General features: G+C 66.2%; 19 protein-coding genes (1 of these 19 running past the window's edge). 14 read left to right on the plus strand and 5 right to left on the minus strand.

Translation table 11 applies throughout. From position 1 onward, the window contains the following. The 4 genes from ACXAD2_RS22105 to ACXAD2_RS22120 form a co-directional block, all read left to right on the plus strand. A protein-coding gene (locus ACXAD2_RS22105; RefSeq protein WP_475175066.1) for an HTD2 family dehydratase crosses the window boundary here: on the plus strand, nucleotides 1–811 show its 3' portion. The gene continues 20 nt to the left of window position 1, outside the view; the window shows 811 of its 831 coding nt (coding positions 21–831); its start codon lies off the left edge, out of view; the stop codon is at nucleotides 809–811. A gap of 195 nt (nucleotides 812–1,006) precedes the next feature. Next, nucleotides 1,007–1,486 (plus strand): PAS domain-containing protein, encoded by a 480-nt coding sequence (locus ACXAD2_RS22110; RefSeq protein ID WP_475175072.1) that lies wholly within the window; start codon nucleotides 1,007–1,009, stop codon nucleotides 1,484–1,486. Nucleotides 1,487–1,522: 36 nt separating this feature from the next. Then, entirely contained in the window at nucleotides 1,523–4,969 is a 3,447-nt protein-coding gene (locus ACXAD2_RS22115; RefSeq protein WP_475175074.1) for a chemotaxis protein CheB, read from the plus strand. Beyond that, nucleotides 4,950–5,357 (plus strand): response regulator, encoded by a 408-nt coding sequence (locus ACXAD2_RS22120; RefSeq protein WP_475175079.1) that lies wholly within the window; start codon nucleotides 4,950–4,952, stop codon nucleotides 5,355–5,357. The genes ACXAD2_RS22115 and ACXAD2_RS22120 overlap by 20 nt, the downstream gene beginning before the upstream one ends. A 20-nt stretch (nucleotides 5,358–5,377) precedes the next feature. Here ACXAD2_RS22120 and ACXAD2_RS22125 read toward each other — a convergent pair whose 3' ends face one another. The 4 genes from ACXAD2_RS22125 to ACXAD2_RS22140 form a co-directional block, all read right to left on the minus strand. Next, complete coding sequence (locus tag ACXAD2_RS22125; protein WP_475175081.1) at nucleotides 5,378–5,971, minus strand: HupE/UreJ family protein; 594 nt, start codon at nucleotides 5,969–5,971, stop codon at nucleotides 5,378–5,380. Next, complete coding sequence (locus ACXAD2_RS22130; RefSeq protein WP_475175085.1) at nucleotides 5,968–6,567, minus strand: HupE/UreJ family protein; 600 nt, start codon at nucleotides 6,565–6,567, stop codon at nucleotides 5,968–5,970. The genes ACXAD2_RS22125 and ACXAD2_RS22130 overlap by 4 nt, the downstream gene beginning before the upstream one ends. 75 nt (nucleotides 6,568–6,642) lie before the next feature. Continuing rightward, nucleotides 6,643–7,656, minus strand: a complete 1,014-nt coding sequence (locus ACXAD2_RS22135) for a methyltransferase (RefSeq protein ID WP_475175087.1) — start codon at nucleotides 7,654–7,656, stop codon at nucleotides 6,643–6,645. 76 nt (nucleotides 7,657–7,732) lie between these two features. Continuing rightward, nucleotides 7,733–8,377, minus strand: coding sequence for a GntR family transcriptional regulator (locus ACXAD2_RS22140; protein ID WP_083191323.1), 645 nt, complete (start codon nucleotides 8,375–8,377; stop codon nucleotides 7,733–7,735). 218 nt (nucleotides 8,378–8,595) lie between these two features. On the opposite strand from ACXAD2_RS22140, the gene ACXAD2_RS22145 reads away from it, so the two are divergent. From ACXAD2_RS22145 to ACXAD2_RS22180, 8 genes are all read left to right on the plus strand, one after another. Beyond that, nucleotides 8,596–10,203 (plus strand): ABC transporter substrate-binding protein, encoded by a 1,608-nt coding sequence (locus tag ACXAD2_RS22145; protein WP_475175090.1) that lies wholly within the window; start codon nucleotides 8,596–8,598, stop codon nucleotides 10,201–10,203. Continuing rightward, nucleotides 10,203–11,156 carry an ABC transporter permease gene (locus ACXAD2_RS22150; protein WP_203595290.1) on the plus strand — a complete coding sequence of 318 codons (954 nt, stop codon included), beginning with the start codon at nucleotides 10,203–10,205 and terminating at the stop codon, nucleotides 11,154–11,156. The genes ACXAD2_RS22145 and ACXAD2_RS22150 overlap by 1 nt, the downstream gene beginning before the upstream one ends. Beyond that, the gene (locus ACXAD2_RS22155; protein WP_475175093.1) at nucleotides 11,153–12,076 is read left to right on the plus strand and encodes an ABC transporter permease; all 924 of its coding nucleotides are present in this window, start codon (nucleotides 11,153–11,155) and stop codon (nucleotides 12,074–12,076) included. The genes ACXAD2_RS22150 and ACXAD2_RS22155 overlap by 4 nt, the downstream gene beginning before the upstream one ends. Beyond that, on the plus strand, nucleotides 12,073–13,053 hold the full coding sequence (locus tag ACXAD2_RS22160; protein ID WP_224907081.1) for an ABC transporter ATP-binding protein: 981 nt from the start codon (nucleotides 12,073–12,075) through the stop codon (nucleotides 13,051–13,053). The genes ACXAD2_RS22155 and ACXAD2_RS22160 overlap by 4 nt, the downstream gene beginning before the upstream one ends. Then, nucleotides 13,050–14,066: an ABC transporter ATP-binding protein gene (locus tag ACXAD2_RS22165; protein WP_164179177.1), complete on the plus strand. Its 1,017-nt coding sequence runs from the start codon at nucleotides 13,050–13,052 to the stop codon at nucleotides 14,064–14,066. The genes ACXAD2_RS22160 and ACXAD2_RS22165 overlap by 4 nt, the downstream gene beginning before the upstream one ends. 75 nt (nucleotides 14,067–14,141) lie before the next feature. Beyond that, complete coding sequence (gene ggt, locus ACXAD2_RS22170) at nucleotides 14,142–15,731, plus strand: gamma-glutamyltransferase (RefSeq protein ID WP_475175097.1); 1,590 nt, start codon at nucleotides 14,142–14,144, stop codon at nucleotides 15,729–15,731. A gap of 247 nt (nucleotides 15,732–15,978) precedes the next feature. Beyond that, the gene (locus ACXAD2_RS22175; protein WP_475175100.1) at nucleotides 15,979–17,181 is read left to right on the plus strand and encodes an efflux RND transporter periplasmic adaptor subunit; all 1,203 of its coding nucleotides are present in this window, start codon (nucleotides 15,979–15,981) and stop codon (nucleotides 17,179–17,181) included. Nucleotides 17,182–17,191: 10 nt separating this feature from the next. Continuing rightward, nucleotides 17,192–19,126, plus strand: a complete 1,935-nt coding sequence (locus ACXAD2_RS22180) for a MacB family efflux pump subunit (RefSeq protein WP_475175102.1) — start codon at nucleotides 17,192–17,194, stop codon at nucleotides 19,124–19,126. 105 nt (nucleotides 19,127–19,231) lie between these two features. Here ACXAD2_RS22180 and ACXAD2_RS22185 read toward each other — a convergent pair whose 3' ends face one another. Then, nucleotides 19,232–20,020: a MurR/RpiR family transcriptional regulator gene (locus ACXAD2_RS22185; protein ID WP_475175105.1), complete on the minus strand. Its 789-nt coding sequence runs from the start codon at nucleotides 20,018–20,020 to the stop codon at nucleotides 19,232–19,234. Nucleotides 20,021–20,249: 229 nt separating this feature from the next. Here ACXAD2_RS22185 and ACXAD2_RS22190 point away from each other — a divergent pair, with 229 nt between their 5' ends. Together ACXAD2_RS22190 and ACXAD2_RS22195 are read left to right on the plus strand one after the other, a co-directional pair. Beyond that, the gene (locus ACXAD2_RS22190; RefSeq protein WP_066108140.1) at nucleotides 20,250–21,221 is read left to right on the plus strand and encodes a TAXI family TRAP transporter solute-binding subunit; all 972 of its coding nucleotides are present in this window, start codon (nucleotides 20,250–20,252) and stop codon (nucleotides 21,219–21,221) included. A gap of 90 nt (nucleotides 21,222–21,311) precedes the next feature. Further along, on the plus strand, nucleotides 21,312–23,948 hold the full coding sequence (locus ACXAD2_RS22195) for a TRAP transporter permease (protein WP_475175107.1): 2,637 nt from the start codon (nucleotides 21,312–21,314) through the stop codon (nucleotides 23,946–23,948). Nucleotides 23,949–23,957 lie beyond the last annotated feature (9 nt).

A 23,957-nucleotide genomic window follows, 5' to 3' on the forward strand; every position in this document is an offset into this window, starting at 1 on the left:
TCTGCGCGACTGGATCGGGCGCGAAGAGCGCCAGTCCGAACTTCTCACCGCGGCTCAGGTGCAGCGGTTCAATGCGACCTTCGACCGTGAAGGCCCGCTCGAGGACGGGGCCGAAGCGCCGCTGCTCATTCACCTGTGTCTGTGTCAGCCCGCCGTGCCCGGCGCGCAGCTTGGCCCGGACGGGCATCCGGCGCGCGGAGGCTTTCTGCCGCCGGTTCCCCTGCCCCGCCGCATGTGGGCAGGCGGCGCTTTCGAGTTTCATGACGCACCGCGCATCGGCGAGACGATCACCCGCCGCTCGGTGATCGAAGATGTGACCCTGAAACATGGGCGCAGCGGTGTGCTGTGTTTCGTGACCGTCACCCATCATATCAGCGCGGGCCCGCGCCCGCTGCTCACCGAGCGGCAGGACATCGTCTATCGCGAGGCCGGTGGGGCCGAACCCCCTGCCATGCCGCCCGCGCCCGCCGGGGCCGCGCGGCGGATGCTGCCGCCCGATCCGGTTCTGCTGTTCCGCTACTCGGCGCTGAGCTTCAACGGCCACCGCATACATTATGATGCCCCCTATGCGACGGGCGAAGAGGGCTATCCCGGTCTGATCGTGCACGGCCCGCTGCAGGCCACGCTGCTGGCGCAATTCGCCGCCGATCTGCGCGGCGCGGTGCCCGCGCGCTTCAGCTTCCGCAGCCTTGCGCCGATCTTCGACACCCATGCCTTCTCGCTCAACGCCTGCGCCGAGGGCGACGGGCTGGGCCTGTGGACCGCTGCCGAGGATGGGCCGTTGGCGATGCATGCCGAAGCCGTGTGGTAGGCGGCGGTGCGTGATGCATTATCGTGCCGCAGGCAGCGGCGGGGAATGATTATCGCTCATCGTCCTTGCCTTGAGCGTGCTCCGATGCATCTTCTGCAATGTGTCCACCTTTAGCCTTACGCCGAGATGACAGCCCCAGAGACCCTGCCCCCGTCGCTTCGCGACTATATTCTAAAGTCCAACATCGCGCTTGCGGTGTCCCAGACCGAAGACGACGCGCCGCTCATCTTGGTAAATGACGCTTTCTGCAAACTGACCGGTTACAGCAATGAAGAGGTGGTCGGACACAACTGCCGCTTCTTGCAGGGCCCGGACACCAGCGAAGAGATGCGTCAGCCGCTGCATGATTTTGTGCATGGCGAGGGCCCGGACAATGGCCGCTTTCCGATCCTGAATTATCGCAAGGACGGCAGCAGCTTTCTCAACTTCGTCTTCATGACGCGGCTGCTTGGCGCGGAGCGCAAGCCGCGCTTCATTCTGGCCTCGCAGTTCGACATGACGACGGCGCTGCGCCGCTCGGAGCTGTCGCACAATGATGAGAAGCTGCGCCGCGTGCTGAGCGATGTGGAGCAGATCGGGCGCGAGTTCGGGCTGGCGATGGTGGGCTCGGCACAATTGATTGCGGACTCGATCGCGATGATGGCAAAGCTGTCACTTGACGAAGACGAGCGCTGAGACGACAGGCGCGAACAGGCAGCGAACGGACCCCAGATGAAAGACAAGGATCTCCAGCAGGGCGAGATGACCCGCGAAGAGCGCGAGCGCCTCTGCATCGTGGGCATCGGCGCGTCCGCGGGTGGGCTCGAAGCGATCCGCGAGATGCTGGCGGAGGCGCGGGCCGAGAGCAATCTGGCCTATGTGGTGATCCAGCACCTCGATCCGAACCACGAAAGCCTGCTGGCCGAGCTTCTGGCGCGCCATACCGAGCTGCGGGTGCGGCAGGCCTCCGGCGGCGAGAAGATCGAGGTGGGCAATGTCTATATCATCCCGCCGGGGCATGGGCTGTCGGTGACGGATGGTGTGCTGAACCTGACCGAGTTCGCGCAGCCGCGCGGGCTGCGGCGACCGATCGACGATTTCTTTGAAAGCCTCGCGGTGGATCAGGGGCGCTTTGCCGCCTGCGTGATCCTGTCGGGCACCGGAGCGGACGGCAGCGCCGGGCTGCGGGCGATCAAAGAGCATGGCGGGCTGTGCCTCGTGCAGGAGCCGGGCACCGCGAAATATGACGGCATGCCGACCTCGGCGCAGAACACCGGGCTGGTGGATTTTGTGCGGCGTCCCGACCAGATCGTCGAGGCGATCGAGCAGTTCTATGCGCATACGCTTTACGACACTGCCGACCGGCAGTTGGCGAACACCGTCGAGGCGCATCTGGAAGACATCTGCTCGGTGGTGCGCAACTTCGTCGGGCATGATTTCTCGGGCTATAAGAAGTCGACGCTGATCCGCCGGGTGCAGCGGCGTATTCAGGTGCTCGATCTGCCCGACGCCAGCGCCTATCTCAAGCGGGTGCGGGCCGACTCGCGCGAGTGCGAGGTTCTGTTCCGCGAGTTGCTGATCAACGTCACCCGCTTTTTCCGCGATCCGGCGCATTTCGACCGGCTGCGCGAGACGGCGGTGAAGCCGCTGATCCGGGATGCGGGCAGTGATGACGAGATCCGCATCTGGGTGCCGGGCTGCTCCAGCGGCGAGGAAGCCTATACCATCGCGATGATGTTCGCCGACGAGGCGCGGCAACAGCAGCGCACGGTCAATATCCAGCTTTTCGCCACCGACATCGACGAGCAGATGCTGCGCATCGCCCGAGAGGCGACCTATCCGCAGGCGGCGCTGGCCGACATCCCCGAGGCGATGCGCGACAGTTACACGATTGCCCTCGACGGGCGGTTCCGCATCTCGGCCAAGATCCGCGACATGATCCGTTTCTCGGTGCACTCGATCGTGCGCGATCCGCCGTTTTCGAACATCGACCTGCTGTCCTGCCGCAACCTGCTGATCTACTTCGGCGACACGCTGCAGTCCTCGGCGCTGCCGATCTTCCATTACGCGCTGAAGCCCGGCGCGACGCTGTTCCTTGGCCCGTCCGAGACCGTCGGGCGCTATGACCATATCTTCAAGCCGCTGGATCAGAGCGCGCGGATCTTTCAGCGCAACAACAGCAGGCCGGAATATCCGCTGCATCTGCGCAGCCCGCAGCGCACCCAAAGCTCGGGCCGCCGCCATGCGGAAACCGATTCCGAGCCGCCGACCCGCCTCGACTGGGGCCAGAGCGATGTCGCCGAGCGGATCCTCTCGGCCTATGCGCCGGCAACGCTGCGCGTGACGCCGCGCGGCGAGATCCTGCGTTCGACCGGCAAGCTGGGCAAATATCTCGAAATCACGCCCGGACAGGACAGCGATAATTTCGCCCCCTCGCTGGCGCGCGCGGGCGTGCGCGAAGCGCTTTCGGCAATCCTGCGGCAGGTGGCGCGCGGCAAGAAACGCACCATTTCGCGCGATCTTTCGGCGCGGTCGGAGTTCGGCCAGCAGTCGTTTGACCTGATCGCCGACCCGCTGGAGGATGGCACGATCCTTCTGGTGTTCCGCGACCGCGACCGCTTCGAGGCGCTGGACGACGACGAGTTTGAGGAACTCGACCCCACCGACAGCCATGTGCAGAGCCTAGAGCACGAGCTGCGCGACACCCGCGCCCGGCTGCACACCACGGTGGAGGAACTGGAGACCGCGAATGAGGAGCTGAAAAGCTCCAACGAAGAAATGATGTCGATGAACGAGGAGCTTCAGTCGACCAACGAAGAGCTTTCGACGGTCAACGACGAGCTCAAGAGCAAGGTCGACGAGCTGTCGGTGGCCAACGCCGATCTGACCAACTTCTTCGTGTCGACCGCGCTGCCGCTGGTGGTGGTCGATCAGCGCATGGCGATCCGCAATTTCACCGATGCGATCCAGTCGATCTATCCGTTCCGCGGCACCGACCGGGGCCGCCCGCTGACCGAAGTCACCAGCACGCTGCGCCAGAACGAAGAGGTGCTGACCGCCATCGGCGAGGTGATGCGCGACGGCGACGTGCGCCATATGCGGGTCAACGACCGGGCGGACAGCCGCACGTGGTCGCTGGTCATCACGCCCTATCGCAGCCGCGATGGCGATCTGAACGGCGCGACGCTGGTCTTCACCGAAGTGACCGACTCGCTGCGGCTTGAGGCGGCGCTGAAGCATGAGGGCGAACGCCTGCGGCTGGCGCTCGACGTCTCGGGCCTTGCGGTCTGGGAGTGCGATCCGAAGGCGGGCACGCTCATTCTCGACGACAGTGGCCGGCGGATGCTAGGCATCGACGCAACGCAGCTGTCGGTGACCGAACTGCTCAACGCCGTCGAGCCGGGACAACGCGACGCGGTGGAAGCGGAGTTTAAAACCGCCCTGTCGGACGGCGAGATGCTCGATTTGATTATGAAGCTTGCCTCGGACGGGCCGCACGCCCGCTCGATCCAATTGGTCGGACGGCGCATCGCGACGCAAAGCGCCGAGCGGGTGCTGGGCGTGCTTTTCGACGTGACCGAAGAGCAGGACGCCAAAGACGTGCGCGAGATGATGCTGCGCGAGATGAACCACCGGGTGAAGAACATGTTCTCGATCATCTCGAGCATGGTGCGCATGGCCGGGCGCCGAGCGGAGTCGATCCCCGGTCTGGTCGATGGCGTGCAGACGCGGATCAACGCTCTGGCGCGGTCGCATGACCTGACGCAACGCTCGCCGCGCGCCCGTCACTTCAGTCTAGAGGATGCGGTCCGCGCCTCGATCGAGCCCTATCAGGGCGACGCCGAGGTGACGATCTCCGGTCCGGCGGTGCCCGTGGCCAATCATGAGCTGACCTCGCTCTCGCTGCTGCTGCACGAATGGTCGACCAACGCGTCGAAATACGGTGTCTTTGGGCATTCTCCGGGCCGGCTTGAGGTGAATTGGACACAGGACGGCGGCGCTGTGGAATTGACATGGAACGAAATCCACGAAGCGCGTGTTGAACCTGACAACGGAGCCGAGGGCTTCGGCTCGACGCTGGTCCAACTTTCGGCCGTGCAGCTGAACGGAACGGTCTCTGTCGAATACGGTGATCACGAACGAAGGATGGTGCTGCGCTATGTCCCCGATGAGCGGTGAGACGACCTCGGCTAAGGGCAAGGTGATGATCTGCGAGGACGAGGTGATCGTCGCGATGGATCTGCAGATGCTCCTCGAGGATTTCGGCTATGAGGTGATCGGCCCCTTCCCCAGCGTGGCACAGGGGTTGGCCGCCATCGAAGGGCTGCGCCCCGATGTTGCGCTGCTCGACGTGCGGCTGAAGGATGGCGAGGTCTATCCTCTGGCCGACCGGCTGCAGGAGTTGGGCGTTGGGCTGGTGTTCCAGTCCGGGCACGTCAACGAAGAAGAGATCGCCGCGCGCTACCCGCAGGCGCGCTGCAGCCTCAAGCCGATCAACCCGGCGGGCCTGCAGATGGCGCTGACCAAGGCGGCGATGACGGGCACGACCTGCGGCGCCACCAGCTAACGGCGCTTGCGGGTGGCGCTTCAGGCGGGCAGCACCGCCGCCATGGCGCTCATCGCGACCACCCAAGAGGCGAGCACGGCTCCGGCGACACGGCCCAGCTTCGCCTGAGCGATATCGGCAATTCCCCAGACCAGCAGGCTGAAGGCGGCGATCCCCAAGAGCCCGCCCAATCCCGCCAGCAGCCCCTGCCGCGACAGACCCGCCGGGTCTCCGGCAAGACCGGCGAGCGCCCCTGTGGCTGCCGCCAGCACAATCACCAGAGTCCGCGGCAGCGCCGCGCCCCAGAGCGCCAGCGCCCCCAGCAGCAGCGCCGACAGCGCGATGACGCGCAGCGGCAGGCTTGTTGCGGGCCAGAGCGGATGCAGGATTATTGCGGCGGCGGAGGCCAGCAGCAGGACCGGCAGGGCGATGCGCACATTGGCAATCGGCTGGCGCGCCAGAAAGATCGCCAGCGCGGCCAGCAGCAGCGTCTGCTCGGGCGCCATCAGCGGGTGCAGCAGCCCCGCGTAGAACGGCCCCAGATCCCCGAACGCGTCATGCGCCGAGGCCGCGCCCGGCAACGCCAGAAGCGGCGCCGCGAGCAGTGCCCGCCGCGCCGTGGTGCCGATGCTCACAGCGCGCCGACCAGAAACACCGCACCGAAGGCCGCGATCACCCCGCCAGCGCCGCGCACGGCCAGCGTGCCCAGCTTGGTGCGGGTGAGCATCCCGAAGGCGATCCCGGCAAGGTGCAATAGCCCGGTGCCGATCACGAAACCGCCCGCATAAGCCAGCGGATGCACCGCGCCCGGCATCTCGGCGCCATGGGCGTGGCCGTGGAAGATCGCAAAGACCGCCACGACGATTGCCGCCACCGTCAGCGGCGGCCGGGCGGCGAAGAGCACCGCAAGGCCGATCACCACGCCCGAGGCGGCGATGCCGATCTCGATCCCCGGCAGCGGCACACCGGCGGCGCCCAGCATACCGCCAAACGCCATGACCAGCGGGAAGGTCACCGGCAGCAGCCAGATCGCGGGCTGACCGAGGAACGCGCCCCACAGGCCCACGGCAACCATGGCGATGACGTGATCCCAGCCAAAGATCGGATGCAGGAAGCCGGTGATGAACCCGCCCGCGGCGACGTCCCCGGAATGCGCCAGCGCGGGCGCGGCGGAGATCAGAGTGATCAGGGTGAAGCTCGCCGCAGCGGCGGCAATCTGTCTGGAATGCATGGCAAAAATCCTTTCTCGCCCGAAATAGCCGGACCCGGCGAAGAGTGCCACGCAGAAAAGCGAAAGGCGAGTGGTTTACTCTGGCTTCTGCGCTTGGGCGAGCATCGTCATCTCTGGGATCATCGGCCCGACCGTGACCTCGGCGAACCCGGCCTGCCCAAGCGCCGACGACAAACCCGACGCGTCGAGCGAGGCGGCCTGCGGCGTGAAGGCGGTGTGCTGCAACTGCCAGAGCGCGGTGAGATGCGGCCCGCTTCGGTCGCCGCGCACCACAAAGTCATGCACCAGCAGCAGCCCGCCGGGACGCAGCGCGCGGAAAGCGGCCTCGAAAAGCGGCGCATGGGCCGCGGCGGGCACACCCGACAGAAGGTAAGACATAAGCACGACGTCCTGCGCCTCTGGCCAGTCAAGGTTGGTGGCATCGGCTTCTTTATAGGTGATGCGCTCCTCAAGGCCCGCCTCCGCCACCTTCTCGCGCCCGACGGCGACGACATTGGGGAAATCGACAATGGTCGAATGCAGTTGCGGGAAGGCCTTGCAAAAGGTGATCGAGAAGGCCCCGGTGCCGCCGCCCACGTCCAGCATCCGCCGCGCATTCGACAGATCGTGCCGCCTTGCCAGAACGCCCGCCGGACCCAGCGAGCCCGCGTGCTGGCTGTCGGAATAGAGCCGCGCCTCTTCGGGATCCGAAAACCACTGTGCATAAGACCCGGTGGCGCCTTCGGGCAGATCGTCCTTCAGCGCCGGTTCAAGCTGGCTCATCAACGGGTACATCTGGCGGCCAACCTGCAGGCGCAGGTAGTCGCTGAAATCATATTTCTCGCCCTTCACCAGAAAAGCGGCGGCCGCGGGGGAATTGGCAAAGCGGCCTCCTTCGACCGACACCACCCCCAGCCCGGTCAGCGCGGTGAGCAGCGTGCGCGCGCGTTCGGGATGCAGATCGCAGGCGGCGCCGATCTCCTCGGCGCTGCGCGGCCCCTCGGCCAATGCGTCGAACAGGCCAAACTCCAGCGCGGCAAACAGCGCTTTTGATCCCATGAAGCCGAAGGCGATGTCGGAAATCTCGTGTGCTTCGCTGAGCAATGTCATGCGGTCTCCCTCTCCGTTGACCCTCAAGACGTAGCAAGCGGGGCGTGCGAAAGACAGGAAAAGCCGGAAAGCGCGCTTAGAGGTCGCGGCGCGAGAGGATGTCGGCGAGCACGATATAAGACGCCGCCACATGGCTGCGCATCAGCCCGCGCGCAGCTTCGGCATCCTGCGCGAGGATCGCTTGGGCGATGGAATCATGCTCGGCGCGCGAGCTGCCCAGCCGCGAGGTGTCCACATGGAAGTTCGCCGTCCGCCACGCCTGCGTGCGCAGGTTGAGCTCATCCAGAACCGAGGAAAGCGCGGCGTTGCGCGCGCCGGTCTTGAGCGTGGCATGGAAGCGCGCGTTGATCGCACTGTAGCGCTCGGCATCGTCGCCGCAGTTTTTGCCCTCTTCGAGAATGGCCTGCATGTGCTGGCGCTCGATCTCGGTCATCCGATGCGCCGCGAGCGCGGCCAGCACGCTTTCCACCTCGCCCACCGCCTCGAAGAGCTCGGCCAGATCGCTGGCCTTCATCTGCCGGACCACGAAGGCGCGCCGCGCGCCGCGCTCGGCGAGATTGGCCTGCTCGAGCCGGTGCAGCGCCTCGCGGACCGGGGTGCGCGAAACACCGAACTGTTCGGCCAAGGCCTGCTCGGCCAGCGGCTCACCGGGCTGCATCCGGCCCGCAACGATCCGGTCCACAAGCGTGTCGAAAATGCTTTCTGCTGTCCGAATAATCATCCGCCGCGCGCCTTCGCCAAAATGAACACTTTTATCTTGTTTATGTATACATGTGCCCGCAACCTGAAATCACGTGACGACAGGTCGGTACCGGAGGAAACAGAAAAAATGCCGTCCATTTGGGCTGAACGCCAAGAAAACCGGGGGAACCGGGCAGATTCGGCCCTTTGCACTCATCCGTACAAGGGAGGAGATCATGCCAACAGGAGAGACAAGACATGACGCAAGTCGACCACAAGAAAGTGCTCGCCGAGCGCCTCTCGGCCCGCTTCGGCCGCCGGGCGGTCCTCAAGGGTCTCGGGGCCGGCATCGTCGCCGCCACCAGCGCCGGCAGCTTCCCGGCCATCGCGCGCGCGCAGCAGAGCGGCCACCTGAAGATCGCCTCGGTCAAGGTGATCGACACGCTTGATCCGCATTTCACCGGCTTCCTGTCGGCGATCCAGATCATCAACAACATCCACAACGGCCTGCTGAAGATCGCCTATGACGGCGAGCAGGTGACCTTCGAGCCCGATCTGGCCGAGAGCTGGGATCTCGAAGACGACAAAACCCATGTGTTCAAGCTGCGCGAAGGCGTGAAATTCCACGACGGCACCCCCTGCGACGCCGAAGCGGTGAAATTCTCGCTGCTGCGCGTCAAGGAAGGCGAGCCGAAATCGCCGCACGCGTGGAAGCTGGAACTGCTCGAAGAGATCGAGGTCGTCGACGATCTGACCGTGAAGCTGCACTTCTCGCAACCCTATGCGTTCCTGCCCGTTGCACTGAACGGCTCGACCGGCCGCGCCGGCACCATCGTCAGCCCCGCCGCCGCGCAGAAATACGGCACCGACTATGGCCGCAACCCGGTCGGCACCGGCCCGTTCAAATTCGTCTCGTGGCGCGAGAATGACGCCATCGAGCTGGAGGCCAACACCGAGTATTTCGAGGAAGGCCTGCCGAAGCTCGAACGCGTCACCTTCGTGCTGATGAACGAGGCTTCGACCGCGCTGGCGGCGCTGATGTCGGGCCAGATCGACGGCATGACCGACTGCCCGATGCAGCTGGTGGATCAGGTCGACGCCTTCCCCAAGGCGACGCTCTACGGTGAGATCGAAGGCAACTACACGTTCGTCGGCATGAACTGCAAGAAAGGCCCGTTCACCGACATCAACCTGCGCCGCGCCGTCGCATGGGCGCTGGACCGCGAGAAACTGGTGAAACAGGCCTATTTCGGACGTGCCCAGCAGGCCTATACCCCGATCTCGCCGCCGATGACCGGCTTCTTCGATCCCGATATCGCCACCTCGGGCCGCGGCCAGTGGTTCGATCTCGAGAAGGCCAAGGAATTCCGCGCCATGGCGGAAAATCAGGGCGAGATCGAGGTCACCTACATGATGGCCGAGCGTGGCCCGGTGGGCACCCGCGTGGCGCAGACCGTGGCACCGATGCTGGCCGAGATCGGCATCAAGGTGAACCTCGAGCTGATCGAACCCGCCGCATGGGTCAAGCGCCGCAACGAGGGCGACTTCGACCTTTACGACTTCGAGTGGGTGGCCGACCTCGACCCCGACGAGACCATCTACCCCGAGTTCAAATCGGACGGGGCGTGGAACTTCTGCGGCTGGGTCAACACCGACTTCGACGATCTGTGCAAGCAGGCGCAGGTGATCCTTGAAACCGAAGAGCGCGCCAAGCTCTACCATTCGGCAGAAGACCTGCTGATGGATGAGGCGCCGATCGCGATCATGGCGCATATGCCGATCTACAAAGTGTTCTCGAACAAGGTGCAGGGCTTCAACTACATCCCCGCCGACCTCGTGAACCTGCATACGGTCAGCCTCGCCTGATGATACTGGTCCAGACTCTCGGAAAGATCGGGCAGACGCTCGTCGTGCTGTTCATCGTCTCGGTGGCCACCTTCGGACTTCTGAAGCTGGCGCCGGGCGACCCGGTGCAGATCATGCTCGGCTCGGAATACTCGCAAGAGGCCTATGAGTCGCTCACCGCCGAAATGGGTCTGGACCGGCCCTTTCTGGCCCAATACGCCGATTGGGCGGTAAACTTCGTGTCGGGCGACTGGGGCACCTCCTTTGTCGCCCGCACCGACATCTTCACCTATGCCTTCAAAGAGGCGCTGCCGGTGACGCTGACGCTGGCGAGCTTCTCGCTCGCCTTCGCGGTGCTGATCGGGGTGCCGCTTGGCGTGCTGTCGGCGGTCAAGAAAGACACCGCCTTCGACGCGGGCTCGGCGGTGTTTGCGCTGACCGGCACCGCCTTTCCGTCGTTCCTGCTTGGTATCCTCCTGATCTGGTTCTTTGGCGTGAAACTGGGGCTGTTTCCGGTGATGGGATATGTCTCGCCGTGGGAGGATTTCTGGGGCGGCATCTATCACATGATCCTGCCGGGGCTGACGCTGTCGACCTATTTCATCGCGATGATCACCCGCCTCACCCGCGCCACGCTGATCGAAGTGCTCGACCAGCCCTATATCGCCGCCGCCCGCGCGCGCGGCGAGCCCAGCTGGCGGGTGATCTGGGTGCATGGCGTGCGCAATATCGCCATGCCGCTGGTGACCATCCTCGGGCTGCAACTGGGCACGCTGCTGCAGGGCACCGTGCTGACGGAAACCGTGTTCAACCTGCCGGGCATCGGCCAAATGCTGACCTCGGCGGTGCTGGGGCGCGAGTACATGGTGGTGCAGGCGGGCGTGATGATGACCGCCTTCCTGTTCATCGCGGTCAACCTGCTGGTGGACCTGTCCTACCCGATCCTTGACCCAAGACTGAGAGACCGCAAATGAGCGCAGAGGCCACCAATTCCCCGGCCCCCGCAACGCTGCCGCCCGCCGGGCCGCAGCCCGGCCACAGAAGCCCCGGCAAGGCGCGCCGCGCCCGGCGCTCGATCTTTCTGCGCCGCCCGTTCTTCACCGTGGCGCTGATCGTGGCGCTTGGCTACGTGCTGGCCGCCGTCTTCGCGCCCTTCGTCGCGCCCTATGATCCGGTCATGCAGTCGATGGAGGCGATGATGCAGCCGCCCAGCGGCGCGCATCCGCTGGGCACCGACAGCTATGGGCAGGACATCCTCTCGCGGGTCATCTACGGCGCGCGCTACGCGCTGGTGATCGGCATCTTCTCGGTGCTCATCGGCGCCGCCGGAGGGCTGGTGATCGGCCTTGCCGCCGGGCTGTCGGGCGGTTGGGTGGAATGGGCGCTGATGCGGCTCATCAACTCGATCCTCGCCCTGCCCTCGCTGATCCTCGCCGTCGCCTTCATCGCCATTCTCGGGCAGGGCGTCGACAAGGTGGTGATCGCCGTGGGGCTTTCCATGGTGGGTCCATTCTCGCGCACCGTGCGCGCCGACGTCATGCAGGTGAAGGTGCAGGGCTTTGTCGAGGCGGCGCACCTCATGTCGATCCCCTCGCTGCAGGTGATCCGCCGCCACATCCTGCCCAATGTGATCTTTCCGCTGGCGGTGCAGGTGACGATCCGCATCTCCGAGGCCATCCTCGTGTCGTCCTCGCTGTCCTTCCTCGGCATCGGCGTGACACCCCCCACCCCCGACTGGGGCCTGATGATCGCCGAAGGGCGCGATTTCGTCAGCTTCGCGCCGTGGATGTCGGCGATGCCCGGCTTCGCGCTCGCGCTGCTGCTGATCGCGCTGTCGATCGTCGGCGACGGCATCCGCGAAGAATACGACCCCAAGAGCCGGAGAGGCGCATGATGGTGCAGCAAATAAACGCCGAGGCGCTGCTGAGCGTCTCGGATCTGACCGTGTATCGCGGTCCGGCGAAAATCCTCGACCGGGTGAGCCTGTCGCTCGCCAAGGGCGAAACGCTGGCTCTGGTCGGCGAAAGCGGCGCGGGCAAATCCACCATCGCCACCGCGCTGATGCAGCTGCTGGACGGGGCCGATGTGGAGGGCAGCGCCGAGTTCGAAGGCGCGGGCGATCTGCTGTCGCTGCGGCCACGCCAGATGGTGAAGCTGCGCGGCCAGCGCCTGTCGATGATCTTTCAGGACGCGGGCGCGGCGCTCAACCCGGCCTATACGGTGGGACGGCAGCTGATCACCACGCTGCGCCGCAACCTCGGCCTCTCGCGCGACGAGGCGCGGACCCGTGCCATCGAGCTTTTCACTCAAGTCGGCATCAATGACGCCGAGGCGCGGCTTTCGGCTTTCCCGCATCAGCTTTCGGGCGGCATGCAGCAGCGGGTCATGGTGGCCATCGCGCTGGCCTGCAACCCCGATCTGCTGCTGGCGGACGAGCCCACATCGGCGCTCGATGTGACCATTCAGGCGCAGATCATCCGGCTGATCCTGCAGCTCACCCGCGAGCGCGGCGCGAGCTGCATCTTCGTGCTGCACGATCTGGCGCTGGCGAGCCAGTCCTGCGACCGGATCGTGGTGCTTTATGCCGGGCAGGTCGTGGAATCCGGCCCCGCCGAGGAGGTGCTGAAGCGGCACCGCCACCCCTATACGCGCCAATTGGAAAGCTGCGTGCTGGAGATCGGGCGCAAGGATCTGGTGGCCCCAGAGGGCACCGTGCCCTCGCATGACCAGATGCCCGCCGGATGCCGCTTTGCCACTCGCTGCCCGCGGGCGCTGGCGAAATGCGCCGGAGACGCGCCGCCGCTGACCCCCGCCGATCCGGCGCGCAGCGGCGCGCGTGACCATCTCTTTGCCTGCTGGAACCCGGAATGATGCTCGATACCGCCAAAGCCGACACCGCCCCGGCCCGCACCGCGCCAGTCTTCGAGCTCATCGAGGTCGAGAAGGTCTTTCAGGTGCGCCCGCCGGGCCGCCGCTTCACCCGCGAGAAAGTGGGGCTGCGCGCGCTCGACGGCGTGCGGCTCAGCGTCGAGAAGGGCGCGTCGCTGGCGCTGGTGGGCGAAAGCGGCTCGGGCAAGTCCACCCTGCTGCGCGTGCTGCTGGGGCTTGATGCGCCAAGCGGCGGGCGGGCGCTTTATCATGGCCGTCCGATCCGCGAGGTGCGCGCCGAAGGGCCGGGCTTTGCCCGCGATGTGGCCATGGTCTATCAGGATGCGCGCGGCTCGCTCGATCCGCGGATGACCATCGGCGCGCTGATCGCCGAACCCTTGCGCCATTTCGGCATCGTGCCGAAGGCGCAGGAAGAGGCGCGTGTGGCCGAGTTGTTGCAGCGCGTCGGCCTGCCCGCCGATGCGGCGAAACGCTATCCCTCGGCGCTTTCGGGCGGTCAGGTGCGCCGCGTCGCCATCGCCCGCGCGCTGGCCTCCGAGCCTTCGGTGCTGGTGGCCGACGAGGCGGTCTCGGGGCTGGATGTCTCGACGCAGGCGCAGCTTCTGACGCTGCTGCGCAGGCTGCAGCAGGAGATGGGGCTAACGCTGGTCTTCATCACCCATGATCTGGGCGTCGCCAGCTACCTCTGCGAGCAGATCGCCATTATGTACCTTGGGCGCATCGTCGAGACCGGCCCGACGGACGCCGTGTTGAACGCCCCCGCGCATCCCTATGCCGCCGCGCTGCGCGGTGCCGCGCCGCGCTTCTTCGAGCCGATGCCCGAGCCGCTGCCGGGCGAGATCCCAAGCCCGCTCGATCTGCCCAAGGGCTGCCGCTTCTCGACCCGCTGCCCCATGGCGCGCGAGGATTGCCGCGCCCGCGACCCGCAGCTTGGACGCTACGGCACCGGCCGCGCGGTGGCCTGCCTGCATCCGCTCAGCCCATCAGACACTTGACGAGACTCTGCCGAGACCGCCATCACTCACGGAAAAACACTCGGCACCTTTTATCACCGACAGGACGACCCACGCATGTTCGACTTCTTTTCCGCACGACGCCCCAGCACGCTGGCCTCGCAGGCGATGATCGCCACTTCGCATCCGCTGTCCACCGCCGCTGGCCTCGAGGTTCTCTCGGCGGGTGGCAATGCGGTCGATGCAGCAATCGCCGCCGTCGCGGTGCAATGCGTGGTGGATCCGCTGATGACCGGCATCGGCGGCGATTGCTTTGCGCTCTATGCACCGAAGGGCGGCGCGGTGAAGGCGCTGAACGGCTCGGGCCGCGCGCCCGCCGCCGCCACCGTCGCGGCGCTGAAGGACGCGGGCCTCGGCGATGAGATCCCCCAGACCAGCCCGCATTCGGTGACCATCCCCGGCGCGATCTCGGCATGGTGCCGCCTGCATGAGGACCACGGCTCGATGCCGCTGGCGAAGCTCTTCGAGCGGGCCATCGGCTATGCGGAAAACGGCTATGCGGTGACCCCGCGCGTGGCGCAGGACTGGGCCGAAAATGCCGAACTGGTCGGCAAGGACGAGCACGCCGCCAAGGTCTTCCTGCCTGGCGGGCGCGCCCCGCTGGCGGGCGAGCGCCACGCGCAGCCGCTGCTGGCGGACCGCCTGCGCGAGATTGCCGAGAAGGGCGCGGCGGGCTTCTATCAGGGCGAGACCGCCGCGAGGATGGCCGCGCATCTGCAATCGCTGGGCGGGCTGCACACGACCCAGGATTTCCACGACGGCACCGATCAGGCGTTCTGGACCGATCCGATCTCGGCCCCCTACGGCGGTTATGACGTGGTCGAGTGCCCGCCCAACGGGCAGGGGCTCGCGGCTCTGCTGATCCTGCGCATCCTGTCGAAATTCGACATGGCCGCCGAGATGTCAGAGGCCGACCGCATCCACCTGCACGCCGAGGCCACCAAGCTGGCCTACCACCACCGCGACGCGCTGATCGCCGATCCGGCGCATTGCGAGGGCGTGGTGGAAACCCTGCTGTCGGATGAGGTCATCGACACGCTCGCCGCGCGTATCGACATGGGCCGCGCCATGCCGCCCGCGCTTTGGGACGAGCCCGAGCACAAGGACACGATCTATCTGTCGGTGGTCGATGCCGAGGGCAACGCGATCTCCTTCATCAACTCGATCTTCCACGGCTTCGGCTCGACCCGCCTCGACCCCGAGACCGGCGTGCTGTTCCACTCGCGCGGCGCGTCCTTCCGGCTGATCGAGGGGCACCCGAACGCCATCGCCCCGCACAAGCGCCCGATGCACACGATCATCCCCGGCATGCTCTGCAAGGACGGCGTGGCGGTGATGCCCTTCGGCGTGATGGGCGGGCAATATCAGGCGGCGGGCCACGCGGCCTTCTTGTCCGGCGTGCTCGATCTCGGGCTGGACCTGCAGGCGGCGATGGACGCGCCGCGCAGCTTCGCCTTCGGCGATGAGTTGCAGATCGAGCCGAGCGTGTCGGAAGAGGCGCGCGCCGAGCTCGAAGCCCGTGGCCACAAGCTCAAGGTCATGGACAGCCCCATCGGCGGCAGTCAGGCGATCCGCATCAGCGAGGAGACCGGGCTGCTCTCGGGCGGGTCGGACACGCGCAAGGACGGCATGGCGCTCGGCTTCTGACCCCTTGCCCTGCGGCGCAGGGCAGCCATGCACAAAGCGCGCGGGGGCGGCCATTGAACCACCCCGCTGCCGACAATAAATAGACTGCAGTCTACGAGGCGCCCGCAGACCGGGCGCCTTTTTTCGTTCCATGGTCCCCCCGCGCGTTTCCACCGGCAAATCCAAAGGCACATCCAAAGGCAAAGTTTTTGCGACGGAAGCTGCGGCGGTCCCCGTGTAACCCTCTGAAAGCAATTCGGAGCAGCCCATGAGTTTGCGCAAAACAGCCGTAATCATCGCCCTGCTCGCCCTTGCTGGCGCAGGGGCGGGCTGGGCCTATTTGGACCGCAGCGCCGCCCCCGCCGAGACCGGGCCGCAGACCGTCGCCGTCTCGACGGGCACGGTCGAAAGCACCGTTCTGGCCACCGGGCTGATCGAGGCCGAGAACCTCGTTTCGGTGGGTGCCCGCACCTCGGGGCTGATCGAGGAACTGGCGGTTGCGGTCGGTGACGAGGTGGCGCAGGGCGATCTTATCGCGCGCATCAACTCGCTGGAGCAACAGAACGCCGTGGCGCAAGCCAAGGCCGATCTGGCGCAGATCGAGGCGGAGATCGAGGCCAAACAGGCCGAGATCCGTCAGTCCGAACTGGACCTCGAACGTCAGCAGGGATTGAGCGCGAAGCGTCTGTCGGCCACATCCGACCTCGAAGCCGCCGAGGCGACGCTGGCGATGAACAAAGCCAACCTGCAATCGCTGAACGCACAGCAGGCGCGCGCCGAGATCGAGGTGTCGACCGCCGAGCTTGATCTCGAGCGCACCAAGATCACCGCGCCGATCGATGGCACAGTGGTGGCGGTGGTCAACGGCGAGGGCACCACGGTGAACGCCTCGCAGGAGGCACCGACCATCGTCAAACTCGCGCAGCTTGACCAGATGGAGGTGAAGGCCGAGATCTCCGAGGCCGATGTGGTGAACGTGAAGCCGGGCCAAGAGGTGGAATTCACCCTGCTCGGCGCGCCGGATCTGACCTATCGGGCAGAACTCGCCTCTGTCGAACCCGCGCCCTCGTCGATCGAGGATGACGACGAGATCGATACCGACAGCGCGATCTATTACAACGCCCGCTTTACCGTCGAGAACGCCGACCGGCTGCTGCGGATCGGCATGTCGGCGGATGTGACAATCTTCCTTGGCCGCGCCGAGGATGTGCCGACGCTGCCGCTGGCGCTGCTGCCCGACGCCGGCCCCGACGGGCGCACCATGCTCGACGTGCTGGGCGCGGACGGTCGCCCCAAGCGGCAGGTGATCGAGGTCGGGCTGAAGGGCGCCACCTCGTTCGAGGTCGCCGCCGGGCTGGAGCCGGGGGACGAGGTGATCTCTTCCGCCCCGCCCGCACCGCCAGGCGGCGCGCAGGACAGCGGTCGCGGGCCGGGTGGCCGGGGCGGCCCGCCGCCGATGATGGGCCTTTGAGGAGCGCATCATGGCACTCATAGAGCTTTCCGATATCGAGCGGTCCTTCACCGCAGGCGAGCAGACCGTGCGCGTGCTGCGCGGCATCGACCTTTGCATCGAGGCGGGCGAGATGGTCGCGATCATCGGCCAGTCCGGATCGGGCAAGTCGACGCTGATGAACATCCTCGGCTGCCTCGACCGACCCACCACAGGCAGCTACCGTTTCGACGGGCGCGATGTGCAGCAACTGAGCGATCTCGATCTGGCCGAGCTGCGCCGCGACCACTTCGGCTTCATCTTCCAGCGTTATCAGCTGATGGCCGAGCTAGATGCGGTGGGCAACGTCGAGATCCCCGCCGTCTACCGCGGCGCGGCGCGCAAGGCGCGGCGCGAGCGGGCCAAGGCGCTGCTCACTCGGCTGGGCCTTGGCGAGCGGCTCGGCAACAAGCCCGGCGCGCTCTCGGGCGGCCAGCAGCAGCGGGTCTCGGTGGCGCGCGCGCTGATCAACGGCGGCGAGGTGATCCTTGCCGACGAGCCCACCGGCGCGCTCGACAGCGCCTCGGGGGCCGAGCTGATGGGACTTCTGCGCGAGCTTCATGCCGAGGGGCACACGGTGATCCTCGTCACCCACGACCCGCAGATCGCCGAGGCCGCCGACCGGGTGATCGAGATCTCCGATGGCGAGATCACCGCCGACACCCGCAAGCGCCCGCACAACGCACCCGCTCGCGTGGAAACGGATCACCCCGCCGCTTCGGGTCTTGGCGCGCTGGCCGACCGGCTGCGCGAGGCGACGCGCATGGCGCTGAAGTCCATGGCCTCGCACAAGCTGCGCTCGTTCCTGACCATGCTCGGGATCATCATCGGCATCACCTCGGTGGTCTCGGTGGTGGCGCTTGGCAACGGCAGCCAGCAGAAGGTGCTGGAGAATATCTCGTCGATCGGCACCTCGACCATCGACATCCGCCCCGGTACCGGCTTCGGCGACCGCCGCGCCAACCGCGTCGACACGCTGGTCGGCGGCGATGCGGATGCGCTGGACGGGCGCGCCTTCGCCGCCTCGGTCTCGCCCGAGGTCTCGACCACCGCCACGGTGATCCACGCGGGCACCAGCGCCTCGGCCTCGGTCAAGGGCGTCTCGGCGGGCTATTTCCAACTGGGCGCCTACTCGGTGGCCGAGGGCGCGACATTCACCGAGGCCGACCTTAGGGCGCGCGCGCAGGTGGCGGTGCTGGACAGCGACGCCGCCGAAACCTTCTTTGGCACCGAAAGCCCGCTTGGCCAACGCGTGATGATCGGCCGCGTGCCGCTGCAGGTGATCGGCGTGGTGGAGGCCTCGGGTGCCAGCTTTGGCCCGCAGTCGATCAAGGTCTTCACCCCCTACACCACCGCCATGGCGCGGATCACCGGTGGCGAGACGGTGGATTCCATCTCGGTGCAGGTGGTCGATGATTACGACATGGATCAGGCCGAGCAGGAGATCACCGCGATCCTCAGCCAGCGCCACGGCACGGTGGATTTCTTCCTGACCAACACCGACACGATCCGCGAGACGATCCAGAGCACCTCGCAGACGCTCACATGGCTGATCTCGGCCATCGCGCTGATCTCGCTCTTCGTCGGCGGCATCGGGGTGATGAACATCATGCTGGTCTCGGTCACCGAACGCACGCGCGAGATCGGCATCCGCAAGGCGGTGGGCGCGCGGCAGTCGGACATCACCGCGCAGTTTCTGATCGAGGCCGTTCTGGTGTGCCTAATCGGCGGCGCGCTGGGGGTGGTTCTGGCCTTCGGCTTCGGCGCGCTGATGGGCGTCGTGGCCCCCTCGATGCGGATGGTCTACTCCGGCGCGACCGTGGCGGCGGCCTTCGGCTCGGCAACGCTGATCGGCGTGGTGTTCGGCTATCTGCCCGCGCGCTCGGCCTCGAAGCTCGACCCGGTGGTGGCGCTGGCGCGGGAGTGAGGACGGAACGCGAGCCGGGCGGGCGCCGGCCCGTCCGGGCGGGCTGGCGCTCGCCCGGCGGCTTCGCCTTGATTCCGGGCGCGATTGCGCGCTGTCCCAGTCAGCCTACCGATACGCCCCCGCTTCGTGCAGCCCCTGCTCGAAGCGGGTGATATGCGAGAGCGCCCCGTCTGACTGCACGATCATCGCCGCCACGATGGCCTCGGCCATGGCGAAACTGCCCAGCATGCTCGGTAGCGGCTGCGGCCCATGCATCTGCGGCATCAGCACCACATCGGCGCCATGGGCCAGCGGACTGTCCGTGGTATCGGTGATGGCGATGGTCCGCGCGCCTTGCCGAAGGGCCAGTTCATGCGCGGCGATGGTCTCGACCGAGTAGTGCCGGAAGGAGATCGACAGCACCACATCCGCCGGACCCGCGAGCGCGATCCGGTCGCGGATATCGCCGGGCGCGGAGGCGCGCGGCGCGATATTGTCAAAGGCCATGCGGGCGACATAGCCAAGATAGTCGGCGATGGCGTAGCAACTGCGCACCCCGAAGACATGCACCTGCCGCGCGTTCAGCATCAGGGCGGCCGCCGCCTCGATCGCGGCGCAGTTCTTCTCTGTAAAGGCGCTGTCGAGATTGCGATGGCCCAACTCGTGGATGGCATCCAGAACCGACGCGGCATCATGCCCCGAGAGCGCCCCGGCGCGGGGGCCATAAAGATCGCCGCCCCGGCGCAGCGCATCCTGAAAGGCGTTGCGGCAGGCCTCATAGCCGGAAAATCCCAGCGCCTGCGACAGGCGCACAACCGTGTTTGCATTCGCCCCGGACCGATCGGCCAGCCCGCGCACCGAGTTCAGCGCGATCTCTTCGGGTTGCTCCGCAGCCCAGCGGGCCAAGGCCGCCACGCGCGGCGCGCCGGACTCTCCGAGCCGTCGCAGCGCGCCCGCAAGTTCATCGAGGGATAGGGACGTTGTCAGAGCAGTCTCCCCAAGGCTTTACCCGGCAGAATTCCGTCCTAGGTAAACGGTATTGGCAAAACGATACAAATGTTTTGTTTTGCTTGACCGGGGGGAATGAAATGTTTCACTGACACGTGAGATCCGAATCTCGGACAAACTCAGGGAGACATTCAACATGACCAAACCGCTGATCGGCGCCCTTGTCGCTGCCGCAACGGCCTTTGGCGCAGGCGCAGCCGCCGCGCAGGACCAGACCTTCATTTCGATCGGGACCGGCGGCGTCACCGGCGTCTATTACCCCACCGGCGGCGCGATCTGCCGTCTTGTGAACCGTGGCCGCTCCGAGCACGGCATCCGCTGCGGCGTGGAGTCGACCGGCGGCTCGGTGTTCAACATCAACGCCATCCGTGGCGGCGAGCTGGAATTCGGCGTCGCCCAGTCCGACTGGCAGTACCACGCTTACAACGGCACCTCGCGCTTTGAGGAAACCGGCGCCTTCGAAGGCCTGCGCGCGGTCTTCTCGGTGCACCCCGAGCCTTTCACCGTGGTCGCCCGCGCCGATGCGGGCATCGAGACCTTTGAGGACCTCAAGGGCAAGCGCGTGAATGTCGGCAACCCCGGTTCGGGCCAGCGCGGCACGATGGAAGTGCTGATGGGCAAGCTGGGCTGGACGATGGACGATTTCGCCGTGGCCTCCGAGCTGCAGGCGGCCGAGCAGTCGCAGGCGCTCTGCGACAACAACATCGACGCGATGGTCTACACCGTCGGCCACCCGTCGGGCTCGATTCAGGAAGCCACCACCGCCTGCGACTCGGTGCTGGTCGAAGTGTCGGGCGAAGCGGTTGATGAGCTTGTCTCCGAGAACCCCTTCTACCGCACCGCCACCATCCCCGGCGGCATGTATCGCGGCAATGACGAAGACACCCACACCTTCGGTGTTGGCGCGACCTTCGTCAGCTCCGAAGACGTTCCGGAAGATGTGGTCTACGAAGTGGTGAAAGCCGTGTTCGAGAACATCGACCAGTTCCGCGGCCTGCACCCGGCCTTCGCCAACCTCGACCCCAAAGAAATGGCGTCTGCCGGTCTGTCGGCGCCGCTGCACGCCGGTGCCGAGCGCTATTTCAAGGAAGCTGGCCTGATCGAGTAAGATCGGCACAGCTTTCGCAAAGACAGTCGGCCCGGGCGCTCAGAGCAGCGCCCGGGCCTTACCGGAAGACGGCATCAGAGGGGCCTCAGCATGAGCGACAATCCACAGCAGGGCGGACGCCAGTTCAGCGACGAGGAGCTTCAGGACCTCGTTGCCAGCACGGACAGTGGCGCGCGCGCGCCGAGCAACCGCTACGTCGCGATGCTGATCGCCGGGCTGGCGCTGGCGTGGTCGCTGTTCCAGCTTTGGATCGCGCAGCCGCAGCTTTGGTTCGCCGACATCCTGCCCGCGCTGAACTCGTCGCAGACCAGGCCCATTCACCTCACCTTCGCCATTCTTCTGGCCTTCCTCGCATATCCGGCGCTCAAGTCCTCACCGCGCGACCGCGTGCCGCTGACTGACTGGCTGCTGATGGCGGTGGGCGGCTTCTGCGCCTTCTACGTCTTTCTCTTCTCCGACCACCTCGCGATGACCGCCCGCTCCGGCCTGCCGACGCAGCTGCAGGTGATCATCGGCGCGGTCGGCCTGCTGATCCTGCTCGAAGCCAGCCGCCGCGCGCTGGGACCGGCGCTGACCATCGTCGGCGCGCTGTTCCTGCTGTACGCCTACATGGGCACCGGCTGGCTGATCCCCGAACTGATCGAGCACGAGGGCCTGTCGTTCACCGCGCTGATCAACGCGCAATGGCTCGACACCGCGGGCGTCTTTGGCATTCCGCTGGGGGTTTCGACCGCCTTCGTCTTCCTCTTCGTGCTGTTCGGCTCGCTGCTCGATAAGGCGGGCGCGGGCAACTACTTCATCAAGCTGGCCTTTGCCGGGCTCGGCCACCTGCGCGGCGGCCCGGCCAAAGCCGCGGTGGTGGGCTCGGCGATGACCGGCCTGATCTCGGGCTCGTCGATCGCCAACGTGGTGACCACCGGCACCTTCACCATCCCGCTGATGAAGCGCGTCGGCTTTTCCAACGAGCAGGCCGGCTCGGTCGAAGTCGCCTCTTCGGTCAATGGCCAGATCATGCCGCCGGTGATGGGCGCCGCCGCCTTCCTGATGGTCGAGTTCATCGGCATCTCTTACGTCGAGGTGATCAAACACGCCTTCATCCCGGCGGTGATCTCTTACATCGCGCTGGTCTACATCGTGCACCTTGAGGCGCTGAAAAAGGACATGACCGCGCTTGGCGAGGCCAAGTCCTTTGCCGGGATGATCCTCAAGTTCTTCATCGGCTTTGCCGTCGCCGGTGCCGGGTTCACCGCGCTGATCTACGTCGTCGGCGCCCTGAAGGGCGCGATGCCCGCGCTGGCCGGGCCGATCATGATGCTGGTGCTGGCTGGCCTCTACCTCTGGCTGGTGGCCATCGCCGCGCGCCGCCCCGATCTCGAGGTGGACGATCCGAACAACCCGTCAATCAAGCTGCCCACGGTGGGCGAGGTCTATGCCACCGGCCTGCACTACATCCTGCCCATAGTGGTGCTGGTGTGGTTCCTGATGGTCGAACGTCAGAGCCCGGCGAAATCGGCCTTCTACGCCACCGCGCTGATGCTGCTGATCATCATCACCCAGCGCCCGCTGAAGGCGGTGTTCCGCGGCGAAGGCGCGCATCTGGCGGCCGAGTTCAAGGCGGGCTTTGGCGATCTGATCGAGGGGCTCATCGCCGGGGCGCGCAACATGATCGGCATCGGCGTCGCCACGGCGGCGGCGGGCATCATCGTCGCCACCGTCACCAAGACCCCCATCGGCACCGAGCTTGCGGGCCTCGTCGAGCAGCTTTCGGGCGGCAGCCTGATCATCATGCTGATCCTCGTGGGTCTCTTCTCGCTGATCCTTGGCATGGGCCTGCCGACCACCGCCAACTACATCGTGGTCTCGTCGCTGATGGCCAATGTGGTGGTCTCGCTTGGCGCGCAAGAAGGGCTGATTGTTCCGCTGATCGCGGCGCATCTCTTCGTGTTTTACTTCGGCATCATGGCCGATGTGACGCCGCCCGTGGGTCTTGCCTCCTTCGCCGCCGCCGCCGTGTCGGGAGGCGATCCGATCAAGACCGGCTTTACCGCCTTCTTCTACTCGCTGCGGACCGTCGCGCTGCCCTTCCTGTTCATCTTCAATCCCACGCTGATCCTCTATGGCGTCGACCTCGGCACCGCCTCGGGTATCCTCCACGCGGCCTTCGTCTTCGTGGTGGCGACCTTCGCCATGCTGCTCTTCGCCGCCGCGACGCAGGGCTATTTCCTTGCCCGTTCGCGCATTTGGGAAAGCGCGGCGCTGCTGCTGGTCGCCTTCACCCTCTTCGTGCCCAACGTCTGGCTGAACTGGGTGCAGAGCCCGTTCGAGAATGTGCCCCCCGCGCAGTTCGAGCAGGTGCTGGCCGATCTGCCCGAGGGCAGCCGCATCCGGCTGGAAATCGCAGGGCCGGACTTCAACACCGGCGAGACCGCCTCGACCACGCTGGTCATGGACGCCCATGGCGACAGCGCGCAGGAGCGGATCGACAATTCCGGCCTGATGCTCTTCCCCGAGGGCGATGTTGTGAAGCTTGACGAGCCGATGTTCGGCACGCCCACCGCCGAGAAACTGGCAAACTTCGACTTCTACGCCGATACGCCGGTCACCCTCGCCTCGGTTCTCGTGCCGCAGGATCGTCTGCCCGCACAGATCTTTTACATCCCCGCGCTGCTGCTGCTGGGGCTGGTCATCCTGATGCAACGCCGTCGCCAGACCAAGCCGGCCTTCTGAGGAGCGAAG

Source organism: Salipiger sp. ABN3_019, from assembly GCF_056158605.1.

Excerpts from the sequence above, each read along its gene's own strand:
- ACXAD2_RS22150 (WP_203595290.1), top strand. The coding sequence starts at position 10,203 with ATGATACTGGTCCAGACTCTCGGAAAGATCGGGCAGACGCTCGTCGTG.
- ACXAD2_RS22115 (WP_475175074.1), top strand. The coding sequence starts at position 1,523 with ATGAAAGACAAGGATCTCCAGCAGGGCGAGATGACCCGCGAAGAGCGC.
- ACXAD2_RS22155 (WP_475175093.1), top strand. The coding sequence starts at position 11,153 with ATGAGCGCAGAGGCCACCAATTCCCCGGCCCCCGCAACGCTGCCGCCC.
- ACXAD2_RS22190 (WP_066108140.1), top strand. The coding sequence starts at position 20,250 with ATGACCAAACCGCTGATCGGCGCCCTTGTCGCTGCCGCAACGGCCTTT.
- ACXAD2_RS22145 (WP_475175090.1), top strand. The coding sequence starts at position 8,596 with ATGACGCAAGTCGACCACAAGAAAGTGCTCGCCGAGCGCCTCTCGGCC.
- ACXAD2_RS22120 (WP_475175079.1), top strand. The coding sequence starts at position 4,950 with ATGTCCCCGATGAGCGGTGAGACGACCTCGGCTAAGGGCAAGGTGATG.
- ACXAD2_RS22160 (WP_224907081.1), top strand. The coding sequence starts at position 12,073 with ATGATGGTGCAGCAAATAAACGCCGAGGCGCTGCTGAGCGTCTCGGAT.
- ACXAD2_RS22180 (WP_475175102.1), top strand. The coding sequence starts at position 17,192 with ATGGCACTCATAGAGCTTTCCGATATCGAGCGGTCCTTCACCGCAGGC.
- ACXAD2_RS22195 (WP_475175107.1), top strand. The coding sequence starts at position 21,312 with ATGAGCGACAATCCACAGCAGGGCGGACGCCAGTTCAGCGACGAGGAG.
- ACXAD2_RS22135 (WP_475175087.1), bottom strand. The coding sequence starts at position 7,656 with ATGACATTGCTCAGCGAAGCACACGAGATTTCCGACATCGCCTTCGGC.
- ACXAD2_RS22140 (WP_083191323.1), bottom strand. The coding sequence starts at position 8,377 with ATGATTATTCGGACAGCAGAAAGCATTTTCGACACGCTTGTGGACCGG.
- ACXAD2_RS22165 (WP_164179177.1), top strand. The coding sequence starts at position 13,050 with ATGATGCTCGATACCGCCAAAGCCGACACCGCCCCGGCCCGCACCGCG.
- ACXAD2_RS22130 (WP_475175085.1), bottom strand. The coding sequence starts at position 6,567 with ATGCATTCCAGACAGATTGCCGCCGCTGCGGCGAGCTTCACCCTGATC.
- ACXAD2_RS22175 (WP_475175100.1), top strand. The coding sequence starts at position 15,979 with ATGAGTTTGCGCAAAACAGCCGTAATCATCGCCCTGCTCGCCCTTGCT.
- ggt (WP_475175097.1), top strand. The coding sequence starts at position 14,142 with ATGTTCGACTTCTTTTCCGCACGACGCCCCAGCACGCTGGCCTCGCAG.